General features: G+C 40.1%; 9 protein-coding genes. 6 read left to right on the top strand and 3 right to left on the bottom strand.

What is annotated here, in order from left to right; genetic code table 11:
* Positions 1–122: 122 nt before the first annotated feature.
* Genes ACS5PU_RS01765 through ACS5PU_RS01755 form a run of 3 tightly spaced genes read left to right on the top strand, consistent with a single transcriptional unit; the run spans position 123 to position 8,375 of the window.
* On the top strand, positions 123–5,114 hold the full coding sequence (locus ACS5PU_RS01765; protein WP_439457545.1) for a translocation/assembly module TamB domain-containing protein: 4,992 nt from the start codon (positions 123–125) through the stop codon (positions 5,112–5,114).
* Positions 5,098–7,413 (top strand): BamA/TamA family outer membrane protein, encoded by a 2,316-nt coding sequence (locus ACS5PU_RS01760; protein WP_439457544.1) that lies wholly within the window; start codon positions 5,098–5,100, stop codon positions 7,411–7,413. Before ACS5PU_RS01765 ends, ACS5PU_RS01760 begins: the two co-directional genes overlap by 17 nt.
* 8 nt (positions 7,414–7,421) lie before the next feature.
* Entirely contained in the window at positions 7,422–8,375 is a 954-nt protein-coding gene (locus tag ACS5PU_RS01755; protein WP_439457543.1) for a YihY/virulence factor BrkB family protein, read from the top strand.
* Between the two features lie 307 nt (positions 8,376–8,682).
* Here ACS5PU_RS01755 and ACS5PU_RS01750 read toward each other — a convergent pair whose 3' ends face one another.
* Positions 8,683–10,554, bottom strand: a complete 1,872-nt coding sequence (locus ACS5PU_RS01750; protein WP_439457542.1) for a DNA topoisomerase IV subunit B — start codon at positions 10,552–10,554, stop codon at positions 8,683–8,685.
* A 450-nt stretch (positions 10,555–11,004) separates the two neighbouring features.
* On the opposite strand from ACS5PU_RS01750, the gene ACS5PU_RS01745 reads away from it, so the two are divergent.
* The 3 genes from ACS5PU_RS01745 to ACS5PU_RS01735 all read left to right on the top strand — a co-directional run bounded on the left by ACS5PU_RS01745 (position 11,005) and on the right by ACS5PU_RS01735 (position 15,335).
* Positions 11,005–12,342, top strand: coding sequence for an APC family permease (locus ACS5PU_RS01745; protein WP_439457541.1), 1,338 nt, complete (start codon positions 11,005–11,007; stop codon positions 12,340–12,342).
* A 36-nt stretch (positions 12,343–12,378) separates the two neighbouring features.
* Complete coding sequence (locus ACS5PU_RS01740; protein ID WP_439457540.1) at positions 12,379–13,713, top strand: MFS transporter; 1,335 nt, start codon at positions 12,379–12,381, stop codon at positions 13,711–13,713.
* 326 nt (positions 13,714–14,039) lie between these two features.
* A complete protein-coding gene (locus tag ACS5PU_RS01735) occupies positions 14,040–15,335 on the top strand; it encodes a DEAD/DEAH box helicase (protein ID WP_439457539.1) in 1,296 nt (431 codons plus the stop codon).
* A 203-nt stretch (positions 15,336–15,538) separates the two neighbouring features.
* Here the strand turns inward: ACS5PU_RS01735 and leuS are convergent, their stop codons facing one another.
* Both leuS and ACS5PU_RS01725 read right to left on the bottom strand, forming a co-directional pair.
* On the bottom strand, positions 15,539–18,325 hold the full coding sequence (leuS, locus tag ACS5PU_RS01730) for a leucine--tRNA ligase (protein ID WP_439457538.1): 2,787 nt from the start codon (positions 18,323–18,325) through the stop codon (positions 15,539–15,541).
* Between the two features lie 184 nt (positions 18,326–18,509).
* On the bottom strand, positions 18,510–18,938 hold the full coding sequence (locus ACS5PU_RS01725) for a hypothetical protein (RefSeq protein WP_439457537.1): 429 nt from the start codon (positions 18,936–18,938) through the stop codon (positions 18,510–18,512).
* Positions 18,939–19,092: the final 154 nt, after the last annotated feature.

Genomic DNA, 19,092 nt, shown 5'->3' with positions numbered 1-19,092 from the left:
CACCGACAATGTTAAATTTTTATTGCGGGCGAACAATTTAGGTTATTTTTTGTATTAATTATTAAACTGCCATTAAAATTAATTTTAAAGGCAATTTTTTAACACACCAAACACAATTAGCTTTGAATAGATACGTACGAAAAGGTCTCAAAATTTTATTGTGGGTAGTTGCTTCCATTATCATACTGGTGGTAGGCTTGGCCCTGTCGTTAAATATCCCTGCTGTTCAGAATTTCGTTAAAGACAAGGCTATAAACTACCTTAAAAACAAAACCAAAACTGAAGTTAGCCTAGAGAGTATTAAAATTGCCCTGCCAAAAGATGTTGTTTTAAACAAATTTTACATTGAAGACCGCAAAGGCGATACCTTATTGTATGCAGAAAAACTGGCAGTAGATATCAGCTTGTTTAAACTGTTGAAAAACACGGTGGAGGTTAATAATATTGAATTAAAAAATGTACGCGCCAATGTAAAGCGCATTACGCCCGATACTACATTTAATTTTTCTTTCCTGGTTGATGCTTTCGCAAGTGACCAGAAAAAGCCAGAAGAAAAAGTAAAGAAAGATAGCACTTCTACCCTAAAATTTTCTGTTGATAAGGTTTCTTTCGAAGATATTGGGATCAATTACCGCGATGATGTTGCTGGTAATGATGTTAAAGTGTATCTGGGTGCATTTAAAACCAAGATCAAAGATTTTGACCTGGCCAATCAGCATTACGTAATCAAAGAACTGAGCCTGGTAAACACTTCTTTACGCTACCTGCAGCAAAAACCTTTGGTACATTTGGTTCAGCACATTACAAATAGTGTAGATAGCAGTCAGAAAGAAAAAGGCAAACTGCCATTGATTGAAGTGCAGAACTTTATTTTCAGCAAGGTGAAGGTAAATTACGACGATCAGATTTCGACTACAAAAGCAGTTGCCGATGTTAACGATCTTGGCCTCGTAAACCTTAAGGTTGATTTAACCAACAGCCAATACTCTGTTGATGATGCACACCTCAACAGATCGAACATCCTCTTTGCCTTTAAACCCGCGCCGAGCAACGATTTAAAGAAAGTTAAGGATACCGTGGTTCCCGAAAAATCTCCCCTCGGATTAATGATCAATAAAATCAGTTTATCGGATAACCAATTACAGTTTGATAACCTCGGCGCAAAACCAATTGCCAAGGGAATGGATTTTAACCACCTTAAAATCAGCAACCTTAATTTAGGCGCCAGCAATGTAGCCTATAGTGCAGCAGGCATAAAGGCCAACGTTAAAAATGGTTCATTGAAAGAGAAAAGCGGATTTACATTGGATGAACTGCGTGGTGATGCCGTGTATAACGATAAGCAGATTAAACTGAGCAATTTTGTTTTAAAAACACCGAACACAGCCATTGAAAACGCGACAGAATTAAATTTCACTTCGATGGATGATTTAACCAAACATCCTGAACGGGTAAAGTTGAATATTGCACTTAAAAACACTACAATTGGTTTAAAAGATGCCGGTTTTTTCAGCAATGCTGTACCTGCCAATTACCGCAACGAAAAAATAAAAATAAATGCTGATGTTAACGGTTACCTGAATAACCTCAATATACCAAAACTGCAGATCAGCGGGCTGAAAAACACCCAGATCGATATCAGTGGAAAAGCCAAAGGCCTTCCCGATATCAATAAAACCTTTCTCGATTTAAACATCAAAAAGCTGCACGTAACCAAGGGAGATATTTTGGTGGTGGTACCAAAAAAATCTTTGCCGCCAAGCATCGAACTGCCCAATGTGGTTAATGCAAAAGGAAACTTTAAAGGCTCAATGACCGATTTTGACACCAACTTGAATATCCAAACGGATATGGGCGGTGCTATTTTGGTTGCAGGCATGAAAGGCCCCAAGGGCAAAGAAAGTTACAAGGCCGATATTACCTTAAATAACTTCAATGTTGGCAGGTTATTAAAAATGCAGCCTAAACTGGGCCGCGTATCCGTTAAAGCCAATGTAGCAGGTACAGGGCTCGATCCAAAAAAGATAAACGCCAAGTTTAATGCAAAGGTTTTAAACGCCTATTACAACAAATACACTTACCGTAATTTAAACCTTGCGGGTACTTACAGCAAGCAGAACATCAGCATTAAAAGCAGTATGCCCGATAGTAATGCCAACTTTAATTTAGATGCAAAGGTTAACCTCGCCGGGAAATACCCTGCGGTAAAAGCCGATTTAAATCTGAAACAGGTAAATCTTCAGGCTTTAAACTTTAGTCCAACGGTTTTAAGTGCCGCTGGGCTGATAAAAGTAGATCTGGCCACTGCCGATGCAGATTACTTAAATGGATCGGTTGATGTTACCGGCCTACAGCTGGTAAAAGATAAGCAACGCATTAATGTGGATACCATTTCAATCCGCGCAAAATCGACCGCTACCGAAAATGAACTGACCTTGAAATCAGAGATTTTATCGGCTAAAATTGACGGTAAATATCAGTTGAGCAAGGTGGGCAATGCCATTATCAACGAAATTAACAAATACTACGCCTTTGGCACTGTAACCAAAGTTCCCGATCAGCGACTGAGGTTCTTTGTACAGGTATACGATTCGAAACTGCTGAAGAATTTTGTTCCGCAACTGACCGTATTTAAGCAATCGCAGTTTTACGGATTAATTGATACGCAAAAAGACAGTTTACAGATTAAAGGAAATTTCCCTCAGGTAGTATACGGCGATTTTAAGGTAGATACAACGGTTTTAAACATTAATAACGACAATAACAAACTGGATTACAGTTTAACCGTTAAAAGCCTTCAAAGCCCATCTATTGCGCTTTTCAATACTGAAGTAAGTGGCGATGCCGCCAACAATAACCTCGGCGTAAATGTTTTTCTCCGCGATAGGCAGCTTAAAAACAAATACGTAATCGGCGGTACTTTCCAATCTATCAATAAAGATTTCAAGTTCACGCTAGATCCGCAGAAGCTGCTGTTGGATTACCAGAAATGGGTGGTTTCGCAGGATAATTATATCCAGTTTGGGGCTTCAGGCATTTTGGTTAACCAGTTCCAGATCAGCAACAGCGGTCAGTCTCTTTCTATAAACAGCAATCCTACACAACCAAATGCACCTTTAGCAGTTGAGTTTAAAGATTTTCAGTTAGAAACCTTAACCAAATTTGCCGAAACCGACACTACTTTGGTTGGTGGCCGTTTAAACGGTACGGCCAATGTGAAAGATCTGGCCAGCACACCAAAATTTGAAGCTAACCTTACTGTAGATCAGCTCCGTTACCAGAAAGACGAGCTGGGCACCTTGCGTTTGGCTATAAACAACAATACCGAAAATGCTTTCGAGGTAAATGTAGCCTTAACCGGCGTGCACGAGCTAAGGGTAAATGGTTTTTACTACACCGCCCCTCAAAGCGCATTGGATCTTACTGTAAATATTGATAAGATCGAAATGAAGAATATCGAAAGCTTATCAGCCGGTCAGCTTAAAAATGGCACAGGTACCTTAACCGGCGCATTAACCGTTAAAGGGGCTTTAACTGCGCCTAAAATACTGGGCGATGTAACCTTTAACAATGCAGGCATTAACGTGGCCTATGTAAATTCATATTTCCGCATGCCGAACGAAAAAATATCGTTTACCAACGAAGGCATTAGCTTTAACAACTTCACACTGATTGATTCGTTAAACCAAAAGGCAACCATTAACGGAAAGGTTTACACCAGCGATTTCAAAAATTACCGCTTTGGACTGGACATCAGGATGAATAATTTCAGGGCAATTAACTCTACCGCAGCCGATAATGAAATGATTTATGGTACCGTGTACCTGACCAGTAACATTAAGGTACGCGGAGATTTGAACCAGCCCGATGTAAATATGAACATCAACATAAACAAAGGAACCAAGTTTTTCTTTGCTTTACCTGCAAACGATCCATCTATTATCGATCAGGAAGGGATTGTTCAGTTTATTGATGCCGATGCACCTCCATTTAACGGACAAAAAGCACTAAAAGTAGATAGTATCAGTAAATCTCCAATTAAAGGTTTAAACCTGGTAGCCGCTGTTACTATAGATCCGGAAGCAGAGTTGAATGTTGTAGTAGACCCTGCCAGTGGCGATAATTTAAAGGTAAGGGGAAATGCCGATTTAAATGTAACGATGGACCCAAGCGGTAAAATCAGCATGACAGGCCGCTACGAAATTGTAGATGGCTCTTATAACTTGACACTGGCCGTTGTAAAAAAAGAATTTAAACTGGTTAAGGGCAGTACCATTGTATGGACCGGCGAGCCAACTTCTGCCAATGCAAACATTACTGCGCTTTACGAGGTTAACGCCGCCCCTATCGACCTGTTAAACCAGCCCGATCTGTACGAAGCCAGAACGAAACTACCTTTTCAGGTTTATTTAATGATAAAGGGCGAGCTGTTAAAACCAACCATTTCATTTAAACTGGATCTGCCCGAAAACGAACGTGGTGCTTTAAGCGGCCAGGTGTATACCAAACTGATTAATGTTAACCGAGATGAAAGCGAGCTGAACAAACAGGTTTTTGCCTTATTGGCCCTAAACCGGTTTATTGCCAACAACCCTTTCCAAAGTTTGGCCGGCGGTGGTGGCGGTGTTTCTACCCTTGCCCGTTCGAGCGTAAGCAAGCTTTTAACCGAGCAGCTCAACAATTTAACTTCCGATCTGATACAAGGTGTTGACTTAAACTTTGGCATCAACTCATCCGAAGATTACTCAACAGGATCGATGCAGCAAAAAACCGACCTTGAGGTTGGCCTTTCCAAAAAATTATTGAATGATAGGCTAACGGTTACCGTTGGAAGTTCTTTTGCACTGGAAGGACCACAGGCGCCGGGAGAAAAATCGACAAATATTGCAGGGAACGTAAATGTTGAATACGCTCTCTCTGCAGATGGCAGGTACCGCTTAAGGGCTTACCGCCGGAACCAGAACGACCTAATTGTACAGGGCCAGATTATTGAAACCGGTTTAGGTTTTACGCTGGTGGTAGATTACAATAAATTTAGAGAGATATTCCAAAAGAAACGTATTAGAAGAATAAGAAACATTGAACAGAAAGCACAAGATGAGAAAACTAATTAGACCACTTTTATTTTTATTGGCCTGTTTAGTTTGGGCAGCCTGCAGCAGTACCAAATCGTTAAAACCAGGGCAGATTCTGTATACCGGTGCCGAAGTAAAAATCAATCCTGATACTTCGGGCAAAATCGACAATGAAAAACAGATAAAAGCAGATCTGGAAACCAAAACAAGGCCGCGCCCCAACAAATCATTTTTGGGCATAAAATTTAAGCTGGGCATTTACAACCTGGCCGGAGAACCTAAAAAACCCAAAGGTTTTAGAAATTGGTTACGCAGGCAGGGAGAAGCACCCGTGTTAATGAGCGAAGTAAAATTGAAATACAACAATGATGTATTAACCAGTTACCTCATTAGCGAAGGATATTTGCAGGCCAATGTTACCGGCGATACCGTTATCAAAGAAAAAAAGGGGAAGGCCATTTACACCGCAGTTACCGGAGAACGGTATAAAATCAACAAAATAAATTTCCCGCCAGACACGGGTGTATTGACCAAAATTATCAATGCAAATAAAGGCAAAACACTTTTAAAAACAGGCGATTATTATGATATCGATACCTATAAAAACGAACGGATCAGAATAGACAACGACCTGAAAGAAAACGGATACTTTTATTTCAGTCCTGATTATTTAATTATGCAGGTGGACAGCACCATTGGCAAAAACCTTGTAAATGTTTCGGTAAAGGTTAAAGATATTGCGCCAGATGCCAGTTTAAAGCCTTATACCATCAAAAACATTAACATCTACCCCAACTATTCGTTAAGGAGAGACAGTAGCCTGCGTAAGCTGAAACCGCTTGTATATAACGATTTCAACATTTACGATGATCGGAATACTTTTAAACCGAGGCTTTTTGATCGCTTGGTATTTTTTCAGAAGGGTGAGCCTTATAACCGTAAAGACCACAACCAATCGCTAAACCGGATGGTTAATGTGGGGGCTTTTCAGGATGTAAGGGCTGAGTTTTTACCAGATGATAGCTTTAAAAACAACCAGCTCGACCTGAATATTTATTTAACGCCATTAAAGAAAAACTCGCTTACCTTTTCGGTTACCGGAACAAGTAAATCGAACAATTTTGTGGGCTCGGAAGTGAAGGTTACCCAAACCACCAGAAACTTATTCAGAAATGCAGAGCAGCTTGATATTAGCGTTAGCGGTGGTTTCGAAACCCAAACCAAAGGAACTTCGCTGGGCAGAAATTCCCTATCCTTAACAGCCGAAGGAAAACTGACCTTCCCAAGGCTTATTGTACCGTTTTACAAGCCGAACAGTACCAATGCCTTTATACCGAAAACCATTGCCTCGCTTTCCTATCAAATGCTTAACCGGGGTTCTGAATATACACTACATGCTTTTAAGGGGCAATACGGCTATAACTTTAAAGAAAACATTTATAAAGAACATAATTTCAATCCAATATCAGTTAGTTATGTTTCTACAAGCTTCCCTGACACAGCCACCAGAGATAGCTTGTTTAATGTTAACCCTTTATTGAGAACAACCTTAGAGAATCAATTTATCATTGGGAGTAACTACAATTTCACCTATACGAACCAAATGGAAGACAGCCGAAGAAACAATGTATATTTCTTTGGAGGTTTAGAAACAGGCGGAAATCTATGGGGAGCATTTGTACCGAAAGACGAAGAAGGAAGACGCACAATTTTTAATGTCCCATTAACACAGTTTATCAGGGCAGAGGCAGATTTTAGGGATTATTATAAAATAACCAAAAACCTAATCTGGGCTAACAGATTAAATTTGGGATATGGTTATGCTTATGGAAATAGCACATCACTACCATTCGTTAGACAGTTTTTTGCAGGAGGTAGTAATGATATTAGGGCTTTTCCGGCCAGAACCTTAGGCCCAGGAACTTTTAAGGTGAAAGATGACGCAGTTTTTGCAGATCAGGGTGGTGATATTAAACTCATGCTCAACTCAGAGCTCCGCTTTAAAATAGTAAGTGTATTATATGGTGCCCTGTTTGTGGATGCAGGTAATATCTGGCTAAGGAAAGAGGATCTTGGTGTTCCTGGCGTACCCGATTCTGGCAGACCAGGATCAGGCTTTAAGCTAAAAAACGCCTTTAATGAGCTAGCGGTGGGTACAGGTGCAGGCTTAAGGGTCGATGTAAGCATTTTTGTAGTCCGTTTAGATGTGGCTTTCCCGGTACGCAAACCATACCTTCCCGAAGGTCAGCGATGGGTATTTGACAATATAGCTTTTGGCAACAAAGATTGGCGCAGAGAGAACTTAATTTTTAACATAGGAATTGGATATCCGTTTTAATTTTTTTGATGAAAGTAATTCATAAGATCAAACATTTCTTTATTGCGCTTTACCATCTTTTTGTTGCTGCCGGAAAAGGTTTTATAGAAGACAGGGTAACCAAATTAAGTGCTTCACTTGCTTATTACACTATTTTTTCACTTACTCCGCTTATTATTATCCTCCTCTCAGCAGCTACTTTATTTTTGGGCGATAAAAAAAATGAGGAAACACGGGGGAAATTTTTTGGACAGGTTACCGAATTGGTGGGCAAAGATGCAGCCGGCCAGATACAGGGCTTCGTAGAGCATGCCAACAGAACTGGTCAATCAACTTTTAGCTTAATCGTAGGTATTGTGGCCTTAATTATCGGGTCTACTGCCATATTTATTGAAATACAAGACAGTATAAACATGATCTGGAAAGTAAAGGCGGTACCCAAAAAAGGCTGGATAAAAATGCTTTCTAACAGGTTATTGTCTTTTTCATTGATTGTTTCGATGGGCTTTTTGTTGCTCGTTTCGCTAGTGGTGAATAGTGTGGTGGTTGGCTTAGGTTCTAAATTGGCCAATCTACTATCGCAGAGTAATATAGATGAAGTTATTCCGGTTGCAAACGATACCATGGCCCTGATTATATATATTTTAAACAATGTAATTACGCTCGCTGCTGTTACAGCTGTATTTGCAGTCATATTTAAAGTATTACCAGATGTGGTCATCCGATGGAAATCGGCCATAATTGGTGCATTGTTTACCGCGGTTCTTTTCAGTTTGGGTAAATACCTGATCGGGATTTATATCGAAAAAGGTAATCCGGGTTCGGCCTTGGCGCAGCCAGTTCGATTATCGTTATTTTATTGTGGATTTATTATACCTCGATTATACTCTACTTCGGCGCTGAATTTACACAGGCCTATGCCGAAAAGTACGATGGTGGTATTTCGCCAAGCAAGTATGCCGTATTTACCAAGATTACCATAGTAGAAAAAAAGGTAGATGTACTGCCGCCGCAGCACCCAGAAGATACGGTTAATGTGAGTGAGGGAAAAGCATAAATATTGGTTTGGGGAGAGATGAACCAAGGTCTCAGATATTCCAGGGACGATTGTCATCCTGAACTTGTTTCAGGATCTTTCTTGCAAAATAGACCCTGAAATGAATTCAGGGTGACGATTTCAACGCAATGAACGTATTAAACCAAAAAAGTCAAGTTTTTTCAAAACTTGACTTTTTTTATTGCTCCCCGGTTCATTTCCCCACAAAGCGGAATCATTATCCTAAAAAATACTTACGCTACTTCTTCGGTAATTACTTTAGGTTCCTCAGCCACTTCATCTTTCTCTATACGTAGGTTACGGATGATGTGCTGCTGCCTATCGGGCGTGTTTTTGCCCATATAATATTCCAATAAGCTTTTAATGGTCTGATCTTTTAAAATAACCGGATCTAACCTGATGTCTTTTCCGATAAAGAGGCCAAATTCATCTGGCGATATCTCACCCAATCCTTTAAACCGCGTAATTTCTGGTTTATTGCCCAGTTTTTCGATGGCATTTCTACGCTCTTCGTCGCTATAGCAATAAATGGTTTCCTTTTTATTGCGCACCCTAAACAATGGGGTTTGCAAAATGTAAACGTGACCAGCCTTTACCAAATCAGGGAAAAACTGAAGAAAAAAGGTCATCATCAACAAGCGGATGTGCATGCCATCCACATCGGCATCTGTTGCAATTACAATATTGTTATAGTGCAGTCCTTCTAAACCATCCTCAATATTTAAAGCATGCTGCAACAGGTTAAATTCTTCATTTTCGTAAACCACCTTTTTGGTTAGCTCGTAGCAGTTTAGCGGCTTACCTTTTAAACTAAATACGGCCTGACAGTCTACATCGCGTGATTTTGTGATCGATCCAGATGCAGAATCTCCTTCGGTAATAAATAAAGTTGTTTCGTAACGTTTCTCGTGCGTAGAATTAAAATGAACCTTACAATCGCGCAGTTTTTTATTGTGCAACGATGCTTTTTTGGCTCTATCGTTAGCCAGTTTTTTAATGCCCGCAATGTCTTTACGCTCACGCTCCGATTGCATAATCCTTTTCAGCAGGGCATCCGCAACATCAGGGTTTTTGTGCAGGTAATCATCCAGCTCTTTCTTAACAAAATCATTGATAAATGTAGCTACCGATGGTCCTTCTGGTCCCATATTCTGCGAACCCAGTTTGGTTTTGGTCTGCGATTCGAAAACCGGCTCCTGTACACGTACAGAAATGGCTGCAATAATTGATGAGCGTACATCAGAAGCATCAAATTCTTTTTTAAAGAACTCGCGTACCGTTTTTACCACAGCTGCGCGGAATGCCGCCTGGTGCGTTCCACCCTGCGTAGTGTGCTGGCCATTAACAAACGAATGGTAATCTTCGCCATATTGCTGTCCGTGGGTCATCGCAATTTCGATATCCGGGCCAATCATATGGATAATCGGGTAACGGATTTCTTCGGGCTTATTAAATTTAGAAAGCAGGTCGTAAAGTCCCCTTTCCGAAAAATATTTTTGGTTATTGAAATTTACGGTTAAGCCAGTGTTCAGGAAAACATAGTTCCACACCATACTCTCCACAAAATCACTGATATAATGGTAGTTTCTAAAAATGGTTTCGTCAGGATAAAAAGTAATTGCCGTACCGTTACGCTGGGTAGTATCAATTACCGGCTGTTCAGTTACAATTTCGCCTTTAGAAAATTCTACCTTTTTTGTTTTGCCATCGCGGTACGATTGTACAGTGAAACTGGTTGATAAAGCATTAACCGCTTTGGTACCCACCCCGTTTAAACCTACCGATTTTTGAAAGGCATTACTATCGTACTTACCGCCGGTATTAATTTTACTTACACAATCGATTACCTTACCCAATGGAATACCCCTGCCATAATCGCGTACATTCACCTTTTGCTCGGAGAGTGTAATCTCGATGGTTTTTCCGGTACCCATTACAAATTCATCGATAGAGTTATCTACAATTTCCTTTAATAATACATAAATACCATCATCCTGTGCAGAGCCATCGCCGAGCTTCCCAATGTACATACCCGGACGTAACCTGATGTGTTCTTTCCAATCTAATGAGCGAATACTGTCGTCGTTATAAATTACTTCTGCCATAAATCTGTTTATATGTTTATCATTAGAAAAACTTTGCAATTTTAATTTACAAAGCGGCTATAACGTGCAAAACGTATACGCCTTAACTCAACATGACAAATTTTGTAGGAATGAGTTTAATACCTGAAAGCCTTTCAAAATATTACGCTCAAAAATATCATACAATAATAGATTTATTCTGTGAGGCTAGCAAAAGAAAGTTTCCACATACAAACATGGATGGTGTATAATGTAAAACGGACGATGACATGCAAACAGACCAAAGTGTTAAGGTTGATAACCTATGGCTTTATAGCCAATTGTCAATGTGCGCATAAGCTATGAACCATGAGCTATCAAACCATGAACCATCATCCATCTTACATCGTCCATCCTACCTCCCTCCAATCATTCCCTCATTTAATCATTCAATTTTCCCTATCTTCATCCTAATTTTAACATCCCTTATCAATGCAACAAAAAAAACAACTTTCGCTGTTCGATTTATCCATGATTGTGGTGAGCCTGGTTATAGGTATGGGGGTTTTTCGCACACCGGTAAACGTAGCCGCAAAAGCACAGATTCCAGAGTTATTTTACCTGGCCTGGTTTATTGGTGGCTTTGTTGCTTTTTGTGGGGCACTAACTTATGCCGAAATCGGTTCGCGTTTTCCGGTAACCGGTGGCTATTATAAAATATTTTCGGCCGCATACCACCCTTCTATTGCTTTTGCCATTAACTGTATTGTAATTATCTCGAGTGCGGCCTCTGTTGCAGCCATATCCATTATCGGGGCAGAATACCTGAGCAAAATTATTTTACCGCTCGATAAACAGACCGAAACTTACCGTGTAGCCATTGCCATTACCACCATCCTTGTTTTTTACTTCATTAACCTGCTGGGTTTAAAAGCCAGTTCCAAAACGCAGAATGTGTTGACGATCATTAAAATCGGGATGATTTTAACACTCATAGCGGCTGTGTTTTTTGGCACCCAGACACAAACCGTAACACCTGTTTTTAAAACCGCAACAGGCGCTCTACCCACCTGGACCGATTATGGCAAAGCATTGGGCTTATGCTTAATTGCAGTTTCTTTCTCTTACGCGGGGTATGCCCAAACCATCAATTTTGGTGGCGAGGTTAAAGAAGCCAAAAAAGTAATTCCACGTTCTATTATTATCGGGTTAACCATTATTGTACTGCTTTACCTGGCCATTAACTATGTTTATGTAAAGGTTATTGGTTTCGAAGAATTAAAAACAGCAGAAAGTATAGCGGCCATATTGGCTTCGAAAATATTTGGCCCTGCAGGCTTCAATGCCCTTTCGGTTATTATCTTTTTCTCGGTGATGGGTTATGTAAATGTAAACCTGTTAAGCAACCCAAGGGCCATGTTTGCAATGGGCGAAGAAGGTGCACTGCCTAAAATATTCAGCAGGATGAACAAAAAAACTGAGGTTATAACATTGAGCTTAACTGTTTTTACTTTAGTTGCCGTGATAATTATCTTTTACGCCAAAACATTTGATAAGATTTTAAACTACACCATTTTTTTAGAGAGCATCAGTATGGCCAGTTCTGCGGCCACAATTTTTATTCTCCGTCAAAGAACTGCCCATCTTGATAAAAAAACCATTTATACTGTTCCATTATATCCTATATTGCCTATCATATTTATTGCGGCTTACACTTTCGTTGCTTTTAGCATTTATGCCGACGATCCGGATGCAGCATTAAATGGCTTGTACATATTTATTGGCTTTTTGGCCATTTATTTTGTGAGCAGGTGGTTTAACAAAAAATAGTTTTATTAGCAGTTTAGAAGCACTTTAAGATCATTGATGAACAAAACACTCTCTTTAAAACAGGAAATTGCTTATGCTGCCGGTATGATTGGTTGGAGCACGATGACGAACATCATTATCGTAATGCTTCCTTTTTTCTATCTGCCCCCAAGCAATGCAGGTCTTCCGCCATTGGTGCCGCAGCTTGTTTTATTCGGGGCATTTAACATTCTTTCTATCATAGCCGCTTCGGGCAGATTGGTTGATGCCATTTACGACCCTTTTATTGCGGCCAAAAGCGACGCAAGTACCAGTAAAAATGGCCGTAGGATGCCTTTTATGAAATGGGCAATTATTCCATCTATGCTCTTCTGCGGTCTCGTATTCTACCCGATACAAAAAACCGAAAGCCTCCACAATGCCTGGTGGTTAACTATTACGCTCTGTTTATTTTTCATCTCCGTTACCACCTACATTATACCTTACAACGCTTTACTGGCCGAGGTAACCAATACGCCAAGGCAAAAGGTTAAGCTATCCAGCTACCAACAGGTGGGCTTTGTAATCGGCATTATATTATCGGCCTGTACCAACAATTTTGCCGATCTGGTACAGCACAATTTTCAGGTGGTGAACCGTAGCGAAGCCGTTCAAACGGCAATTTGGGGTTTGTGTATCCTCTCGGGTCTGGTAATGCTGTTGCCTGTTTTTTTTATTAACGAAAAAGAATTTTCTATAGCCAAACCTACGCATGTTCCGCTTTGGCCAGCCATTAAAAACACCTTTAAAAACAGTAATTTCAAATACTACCTCATCTCAGATTTCGCTTTTTATACGGCCTTAAGTATCATTTCGAGTGGTTTATTATTTTTCTGTACAGTTCTTTTGGGCTTACCCGAATCAGAAGGTGGTAAATTTATGGGGGCCATGGTTTTCGCTTCATTGGCCTTTTACCCTGTGGTTAATTTCGGTTCGGCCAAAATAGGCAAAAAACCATTCGTGCTACTGGCTTTTGCTGTGCTGTGCTTAATCTTTGTAACCATTTTCTCTTTGGGCAAACTCCCTTTTGCACCACATACGCAAATTTATATGCTGGTTTTATCTGCCTCTTTCCCTTTAGCTGCACTGGGTATTTTACCTACCGCAATATTGGCCGATATAGCCCAAAAAGACACTTTAGAAACCGGAGAAAACCACGAAGGGATGTTTTTTGCGGTGAAATACCTCTTTGTAAAACTCGGACAAACACTGGGAATCGCTATTTTTGCCATGCTTACCATTTACGGCAAAGATCCGGGTCACGATTACGGATTAAGGCTAAACGGAGTGGTTGGTTTTGGCCTCTGCCTTATCGCGCTGCTTGTTTTTAGTCGGTTTAAGGAGGAAAGATAAAGGCGAAATGAATGAATCATTGATTGATTGAATGAATGATTGGATGATTGAATGGAGGTTAAGCGTCCAAGTCTATAATTCAATCAGTCGATAATTCAATCCTTCTATCATTTTATCCCTCAATAAATCTATCATTCAATCCTTCTATAATTCTATCCCTCAATCCATCCTTACGTCCATTTTACATCATACCTTATACATCTTATATATTTTACCTATCTTTGCCCCCGAAGCAGAATTTCTTTATCATTTAAAGCAATCCGCAAGTTAGTCCTTCAATAAATGATTGTTCTAGCTTCTTCGATAAATATTACACAGAAACATACATGTTATTCAAAGAATTAAACCTCATTGAGCCCATTTTAAAGGCCCTTGAGACTGAAGGTTATACACAACCTACGCCCATACAGGAGCAATCCATCCCAACAATATTAAAAGGAAACGATTTATTAGGCTGCGCACAAACCGGAACCGGAAAAACCGCTGCTTTTGCCATCCCAATGCTGCAGTTACTGCACGAAAAACACATCAATACCAAAGCAACAAAAAATATTAAGGCTTTGGTTTTAACACCAACACGCGAACTTGCCATCCAGATTGAAGAAAGCTTTAAAGCCTATGGCAAAAACTTAAACCTGCGCCATTTGGTAATTTTTGGTGGGGTAAATCAGTTTTCGCAGGTTGAGGCGCTGAAAAAAGGTGTCGATATTTTAGTAGCAACACCTGGCCGCTTGATAGATTTAATGAACCAGGGTTTTATTAGCCTTAACAGCATTGAACTATTTGTTTTGGATGAAGCCGACCGTATGCTGGATATGGGTTTTATCCACGATGTAAAAAGAGTGGTAGCTAAACTTCCGGCCATACGCCAAACCTTGTTTTTCTCGGCTACTATGCCCGATGAGATCCAGAAACTGGCCAACACCATTTTATCAAACCCGATAAAAGTAGAAGTTACCCCTATTTCGTCAACCGCCGAAACCATTAACCAATCTATTTATTTTGTTGATAAACCAGATAAAAAGAAATTATTGATTCACCTGTTGGACGATAAAACCATTGAAACCGCTCTGGTTTTTACCCGGACCAAACATGGTGCCGATAGAATTGCCAAAGATTTAGGTCATGCCGGCATTAAAGCTGCAGCCATCCACGGTAATAAATCGCAAAATGCCAGACAGCGTGCTTTAACCGATTTCAAGGATAAAAGGATCCGCGTATTGGTAGCTACCGATATTGCTGCACGTGGTATTGATATTGATCAGCTATCGCATGTTTTCAATTATGAACTACCAAACATTCCTGAATCTTATGTACACAGAATCGGTAGAACTGGCCGTGCTGGCGCTGCAGGTCATGCCATTTCATTTTGTGATGCAGAAGAAAACGAATACTTACTGGATATCCAGAAACTGATTAAAATAACCCTGCCAATCGTAGATAACCATCCTTACCCGTTAAGCTGGGAAAGCATGCTGGCCAAAAACCAGGTTAAACGCAAGCCTCAGGCACAATCCAAAGGTGGTGGTGGTAGAAAAGGTGGTGATGGCAATATGAGTGGCAAACCGCGTAACGCCAGCAACAACAGAAGATTTGGCGGAAACCGGAAAAAGAGAGACTAATCCGTTGATCGTCATGCTGAACTCGTTTCAGAATCTTACACAACAAGTAGATGCTGAAATAAATTCAGCATGACGCATCGTTTAAGCAACGACAAAATAAAAACCCAAGCTACAAAATGTAACTTGGGTTTTTCTATTTTCAGTTGAGCCTTAAAGCAAGAGCAAGGAAACCTTCTACCCTAAACCTTCAGCCTGCTATCTTCCTAAACCACCACATTAATAATCTTCCCTTTAACGAAAATTATTTTTTTGGTTTCTTTACCGTCTAAAAATTTCTGGAACTGTTCATCGGCCAGTAAAATCGTTTCAACTTCTGGTTGGGCCAAAGTTAGGCTCAAATTCAGGTTCATCTTCATTTTACCATTGATAGAAACCGGGTAAGCAAACTCATCCTCTACCAAATACTCAGGTTTAAAAGTTGGATAAGCAGCGTATGATAAAGTTCCGGCATCGTTACCCAACAGCACCCAAAGCTCCTCGCAGATGTGTGGCGCGTAAGCGGAAAGAATGATGACCATATCTTCCAAAATCTGACGGTTTTTACATTTCAGATCGGTTAATTCATTTACGGCAATCATAAAGCTCGAAACAGAAGTATTGAACGAGAAACGCTCAATATCATCCTGTACTTTTTTGATGATTTTATGCAATGATTTTAACTCGGCTTTTGTAGGCACGGCATCGTTAACGTGGAAAACCCACTCTTCGTTATGGAATAAACGCCAGAATTTACGTAAGAACTTAAATACCCCTTCAATACCATTGGTATTCCAAGGCTTACTCTGCTCCAATGGGCCTAAAAACATTTCGTACATGCGCAAAGTATCGGCACCATAGCGCTCAATCAAATCATCGGGATTAACCACGTTGAATTTTGATTTCGACATTTTTTCTACCTCAACTCCGCAGATATATTTCCCGCCTTCAAGAATAAATTCGGCATTGGCATATTCTTCTCTCCAGGCTTTAAATTTATTCACGTCAAGGGTATCGTTTTCTACAATATTTACGTCGACGTGTAATGCCGAAGTTTTGTATTCTTTTCTTAAACCAGCAGAAACGTAAGTATTGGTTGGTTTACCGTTCTCATCGTTAATGCGGTAAACAAAATTACTTCTACCCTGTATCATCCCCTGGTTGATCAATTTTTTGAAAGGTTCTTCTTCTTTGGTATAACCTAAATCCTTCAAAAATTTGTTCCAGAAACGGCTGTATAACAAGTGCCCTGTAGCATGCTCAGAACCGCCGATATATAAATCAACAGCCTGCCAATACTCAATGGCTTCTTTCGATGCAAATGCCGAATTGTTGTTGGCATCCATATAGCGGTACCAATACCAGCTACTTCCGGCCCAACCTGGCATAGTACTCAGTTCGTAATGACCTCCGCCATCTGGTACCCAGTTCTCGGCCCTTGCCAAAGGTGGTTCTCCAGTTTCGGTAGGTAGATATTTATCAATTTCGGGCAGCAATAAAGGCAGTTCTTCTTCATTCACCAAATAAGGTAAACCATCTTTAAAATAAACCGGTATAGGTTCGCCCCAATAACGCTGGCGACCAAAAATCGCATCGCGCTGACGGAAATTTACCTTAGCTTTTCCAACTCCTTTTTCTTCTAACCAGTTATTCAAGAATGGAACCGCTTCTTTATAGGTTAAGCCGTTAATAAAACCTGAATTAATGTATTTTCCTTCCTTGGTTGGATCGGCCTGAACATCAATATCTTTTTGTGCATCCAATATCTGCACTATCGGAAGGTTAAAATGCGTAGCAAATAACCAATCGCGCTGGTCGCCGCTTGGAACCCCCATTACTGCGCCGGTACCATAACCTGCCAAAACGTAATCGGCAATCCACAGTTGAACGCGCTCGCCACTTACCGGATTAATTACGTATGTACCGGTAAAAGCGCCAGAAACAGTCTTTGTATCAGCCATGCGGTCTAACTCCGATTTCTTCTTGGTTTGCGCAATATAATTTTCTACATCCTGTTTTTGACCTAAAGTGGTCAATTCGACTACCCATTCGTGCTCTGGGGCCAAAACCAGGTAAGAAACACCAAAAATGGTATCTACTCGCGTGGTAAAAACTTCTATCTGCTTATCGCTGCCTTCTACCTGGAATTTAACTGATGCACCTACACTCTTACCAATCCAGTTGCGTTGCATCTCTTTAATCGGCTCTGGCCAATCTATCGTATCCAAACCCTGCAAAAGTCTATCTGCATAAGCAGTGATACGCATACTCCACTGCATCATTTTCTTTTGCTCAACAGGGTATCCGCCGCGCTCAGAAAAACCATCTTTTACTTCATCATTCGCCAAAACGGTTCCCAAAGCCGGGCACCAGTTTACGGTACTTTCCCTAAGGTAGGTTAAGCGGTATTTCAACAGCTCTTCCTGTTTTTCTTCACTGGTAAAAGTTGCCCAATCGCTAGGCAGGAAAGATTTAACATCATCATCGCAAACAGCTTTTACATCAGCCGAACCCGAAGCATTAAATTTTTCGATCAGGGTGGTAATATCTTCTGCCCTATCGTTTTCGATGTTGTACCAAGAATTAAACAGCTGCATAAAAATCCACTGCGTCCATTTATAGTAAGATGGCTCACTGGTACGTACTTCCCTGCTCCAATCGAAAGAAAACCCAATCTGATCCAATTGCCTGCGGTAAGTTGAAATATTTGCTTCGGTGGTAATGGCTGGGTGCTGCCCAGTCTGTATGGCATATTGTTCTGCAGGTAGGCCGAACGAATCGTAACCCATTGGATGCAGTACATTAAAGCCTTTAAGGCGTTTGTATCTCGAAAAAATATCCGATGCAATGTAACCCAGTGGATGGCCAACATGTAAACCTGCCCCTGATGGATAAGGGAACATATCTAACACATAATATTTTGGTTTTTCAGAATTGCTTTCGGCTTTAAATGTTTGATTATCGGCCCAAAACTTCTGCCACTTCTGTTCTATTTCTTTAAATTGGTAATCCATTGCAGGTTTTATTTTTTTAAAGTGGCGAAATTACGCAAATTAAGGGGTTTAGTAAAACATAAATTTTTAAGACTAATAGTAAGACCTCGCAGGTTTTAAAAACCTGCGAGGTCTACCCCCCAAAAAAAATACGCCATTGATCAAAAACCAATGGCGTATGCAAATAATCTGGGGATTCAGATTTTTATCTTGATAGATAGTAAACTTTAGTAACGTTTGTTTTATCTATTTTAGCAGTAAACTGAAACTGGCTTCCAGAAATGCTATTTACCTTGCAATAATTCATTCCATCGTTAATATCCATACTAAACTGATCAGAATAGATAATAATATAAGTACCGATTGTTCTATTTCCTGATAAACTTAGCTCTACCTGGTCATCATTGTTCGCTTTATAATCAACATAATCACTGGTAGTACCATATGTAACATCACCGTTGATTTTTTTAGGATCTTTTAACATTTCTTCGGCGGTGTAACCAGTTGTAACAATCCTATTTAGCTTCCAACGGCCCAACATCTGAGCTTTTAAAGAAGTATCGTCCTTTTTGCAAGAAATAATAGTGGAGGTTACAATTAATAATAGGCTTAGTAATGTAATTTGTCTTTTCATCAGTTAAATTTTAGTCTTAAGTTCTTATGTTTAACGGCGTTTTAACAAATTTCGTACCGTATTTTGCAAAAAATCAAATTTAATTAAAGAAATTAACGGTAAAACTAAATGTTTAACATCTGCGTTAATGTTCATTTAAGCCTTATTAAATTGG

This window comes from Pedobacter sp. GSP4, assembly GCF_051857575.1.
Classification (GTDB): Bacteria; Bacteroidota; Bacteroidia; order Sphingobacteriales; family Sphingobacteriaceae; genus Pedobacter.
This window is presented reverse-complemented; position numbering and strand designations above follow the sequence as displayed.

What these genes read in the sequence shown, in the direction of transcription:
- ACS5PU_RS01735 (WP_439457539.1), top strand. Translation starts at nt 14,040, where the DNA reads ATGTTATTCAAAGAATTAAACCTCATTGAGCCCATTTTAAAGGCCCTT.
- ACS5PU_RS01750 (WP_439457542.1), bottom strand. Translation starts at nt 10,554, where the DNA reads ATGGCAGAAGTAATTTATAACGACGACAGTATTCGCTCATTAGATTGG.
- ACS5PU_RS01760 (WP_439457544.1), top strand. Translation starts at nt 5,098, where the DNA reads ATGAGAAAACTAATTAGACCACTTTTATTTTTATTGGCCTGTTTAGTT.
- ACS5PU_RS01755 (WP_439457543.1), top strand. Translation starts at nt 7,422, where the DNA reads ATGAAAGTAATTCATAAGATCAAACATTTCTTTATTGCGCTTTACCAT.
- ACS5PU_RS01745 (WP_439457541.1), top strand. Translation starts at nt 11,005, where the DNA reads ATGCAACAAAAAAAACAACTTTCGCTGTTCGATTTATCCATGATTGTG.
- leuS (WP_439457538.1), bottom strand. Translation starts at nt 18,325, where the DNA reads ATGGATTACCAATTTAAAGAAATAGAACAGAAGTGGCAGAAGTTTTGG.
- ACS5PU_RS01740 (WP_439457540.1), top strand. Translation starts at nt 12,379, where the DNA reads ATGAACAAAACACTCTCTTTAAAACAGGAAATTGCTTATGCTGCCGGT.
- ACS5PU_RS01725 (WP_439457537.1), bottom strand. Translation starts at nt 18,938, where the DNA reads ATGAAAAGACAAATTACATTACTAAGCCTATTATTAATTGTAACCTCC.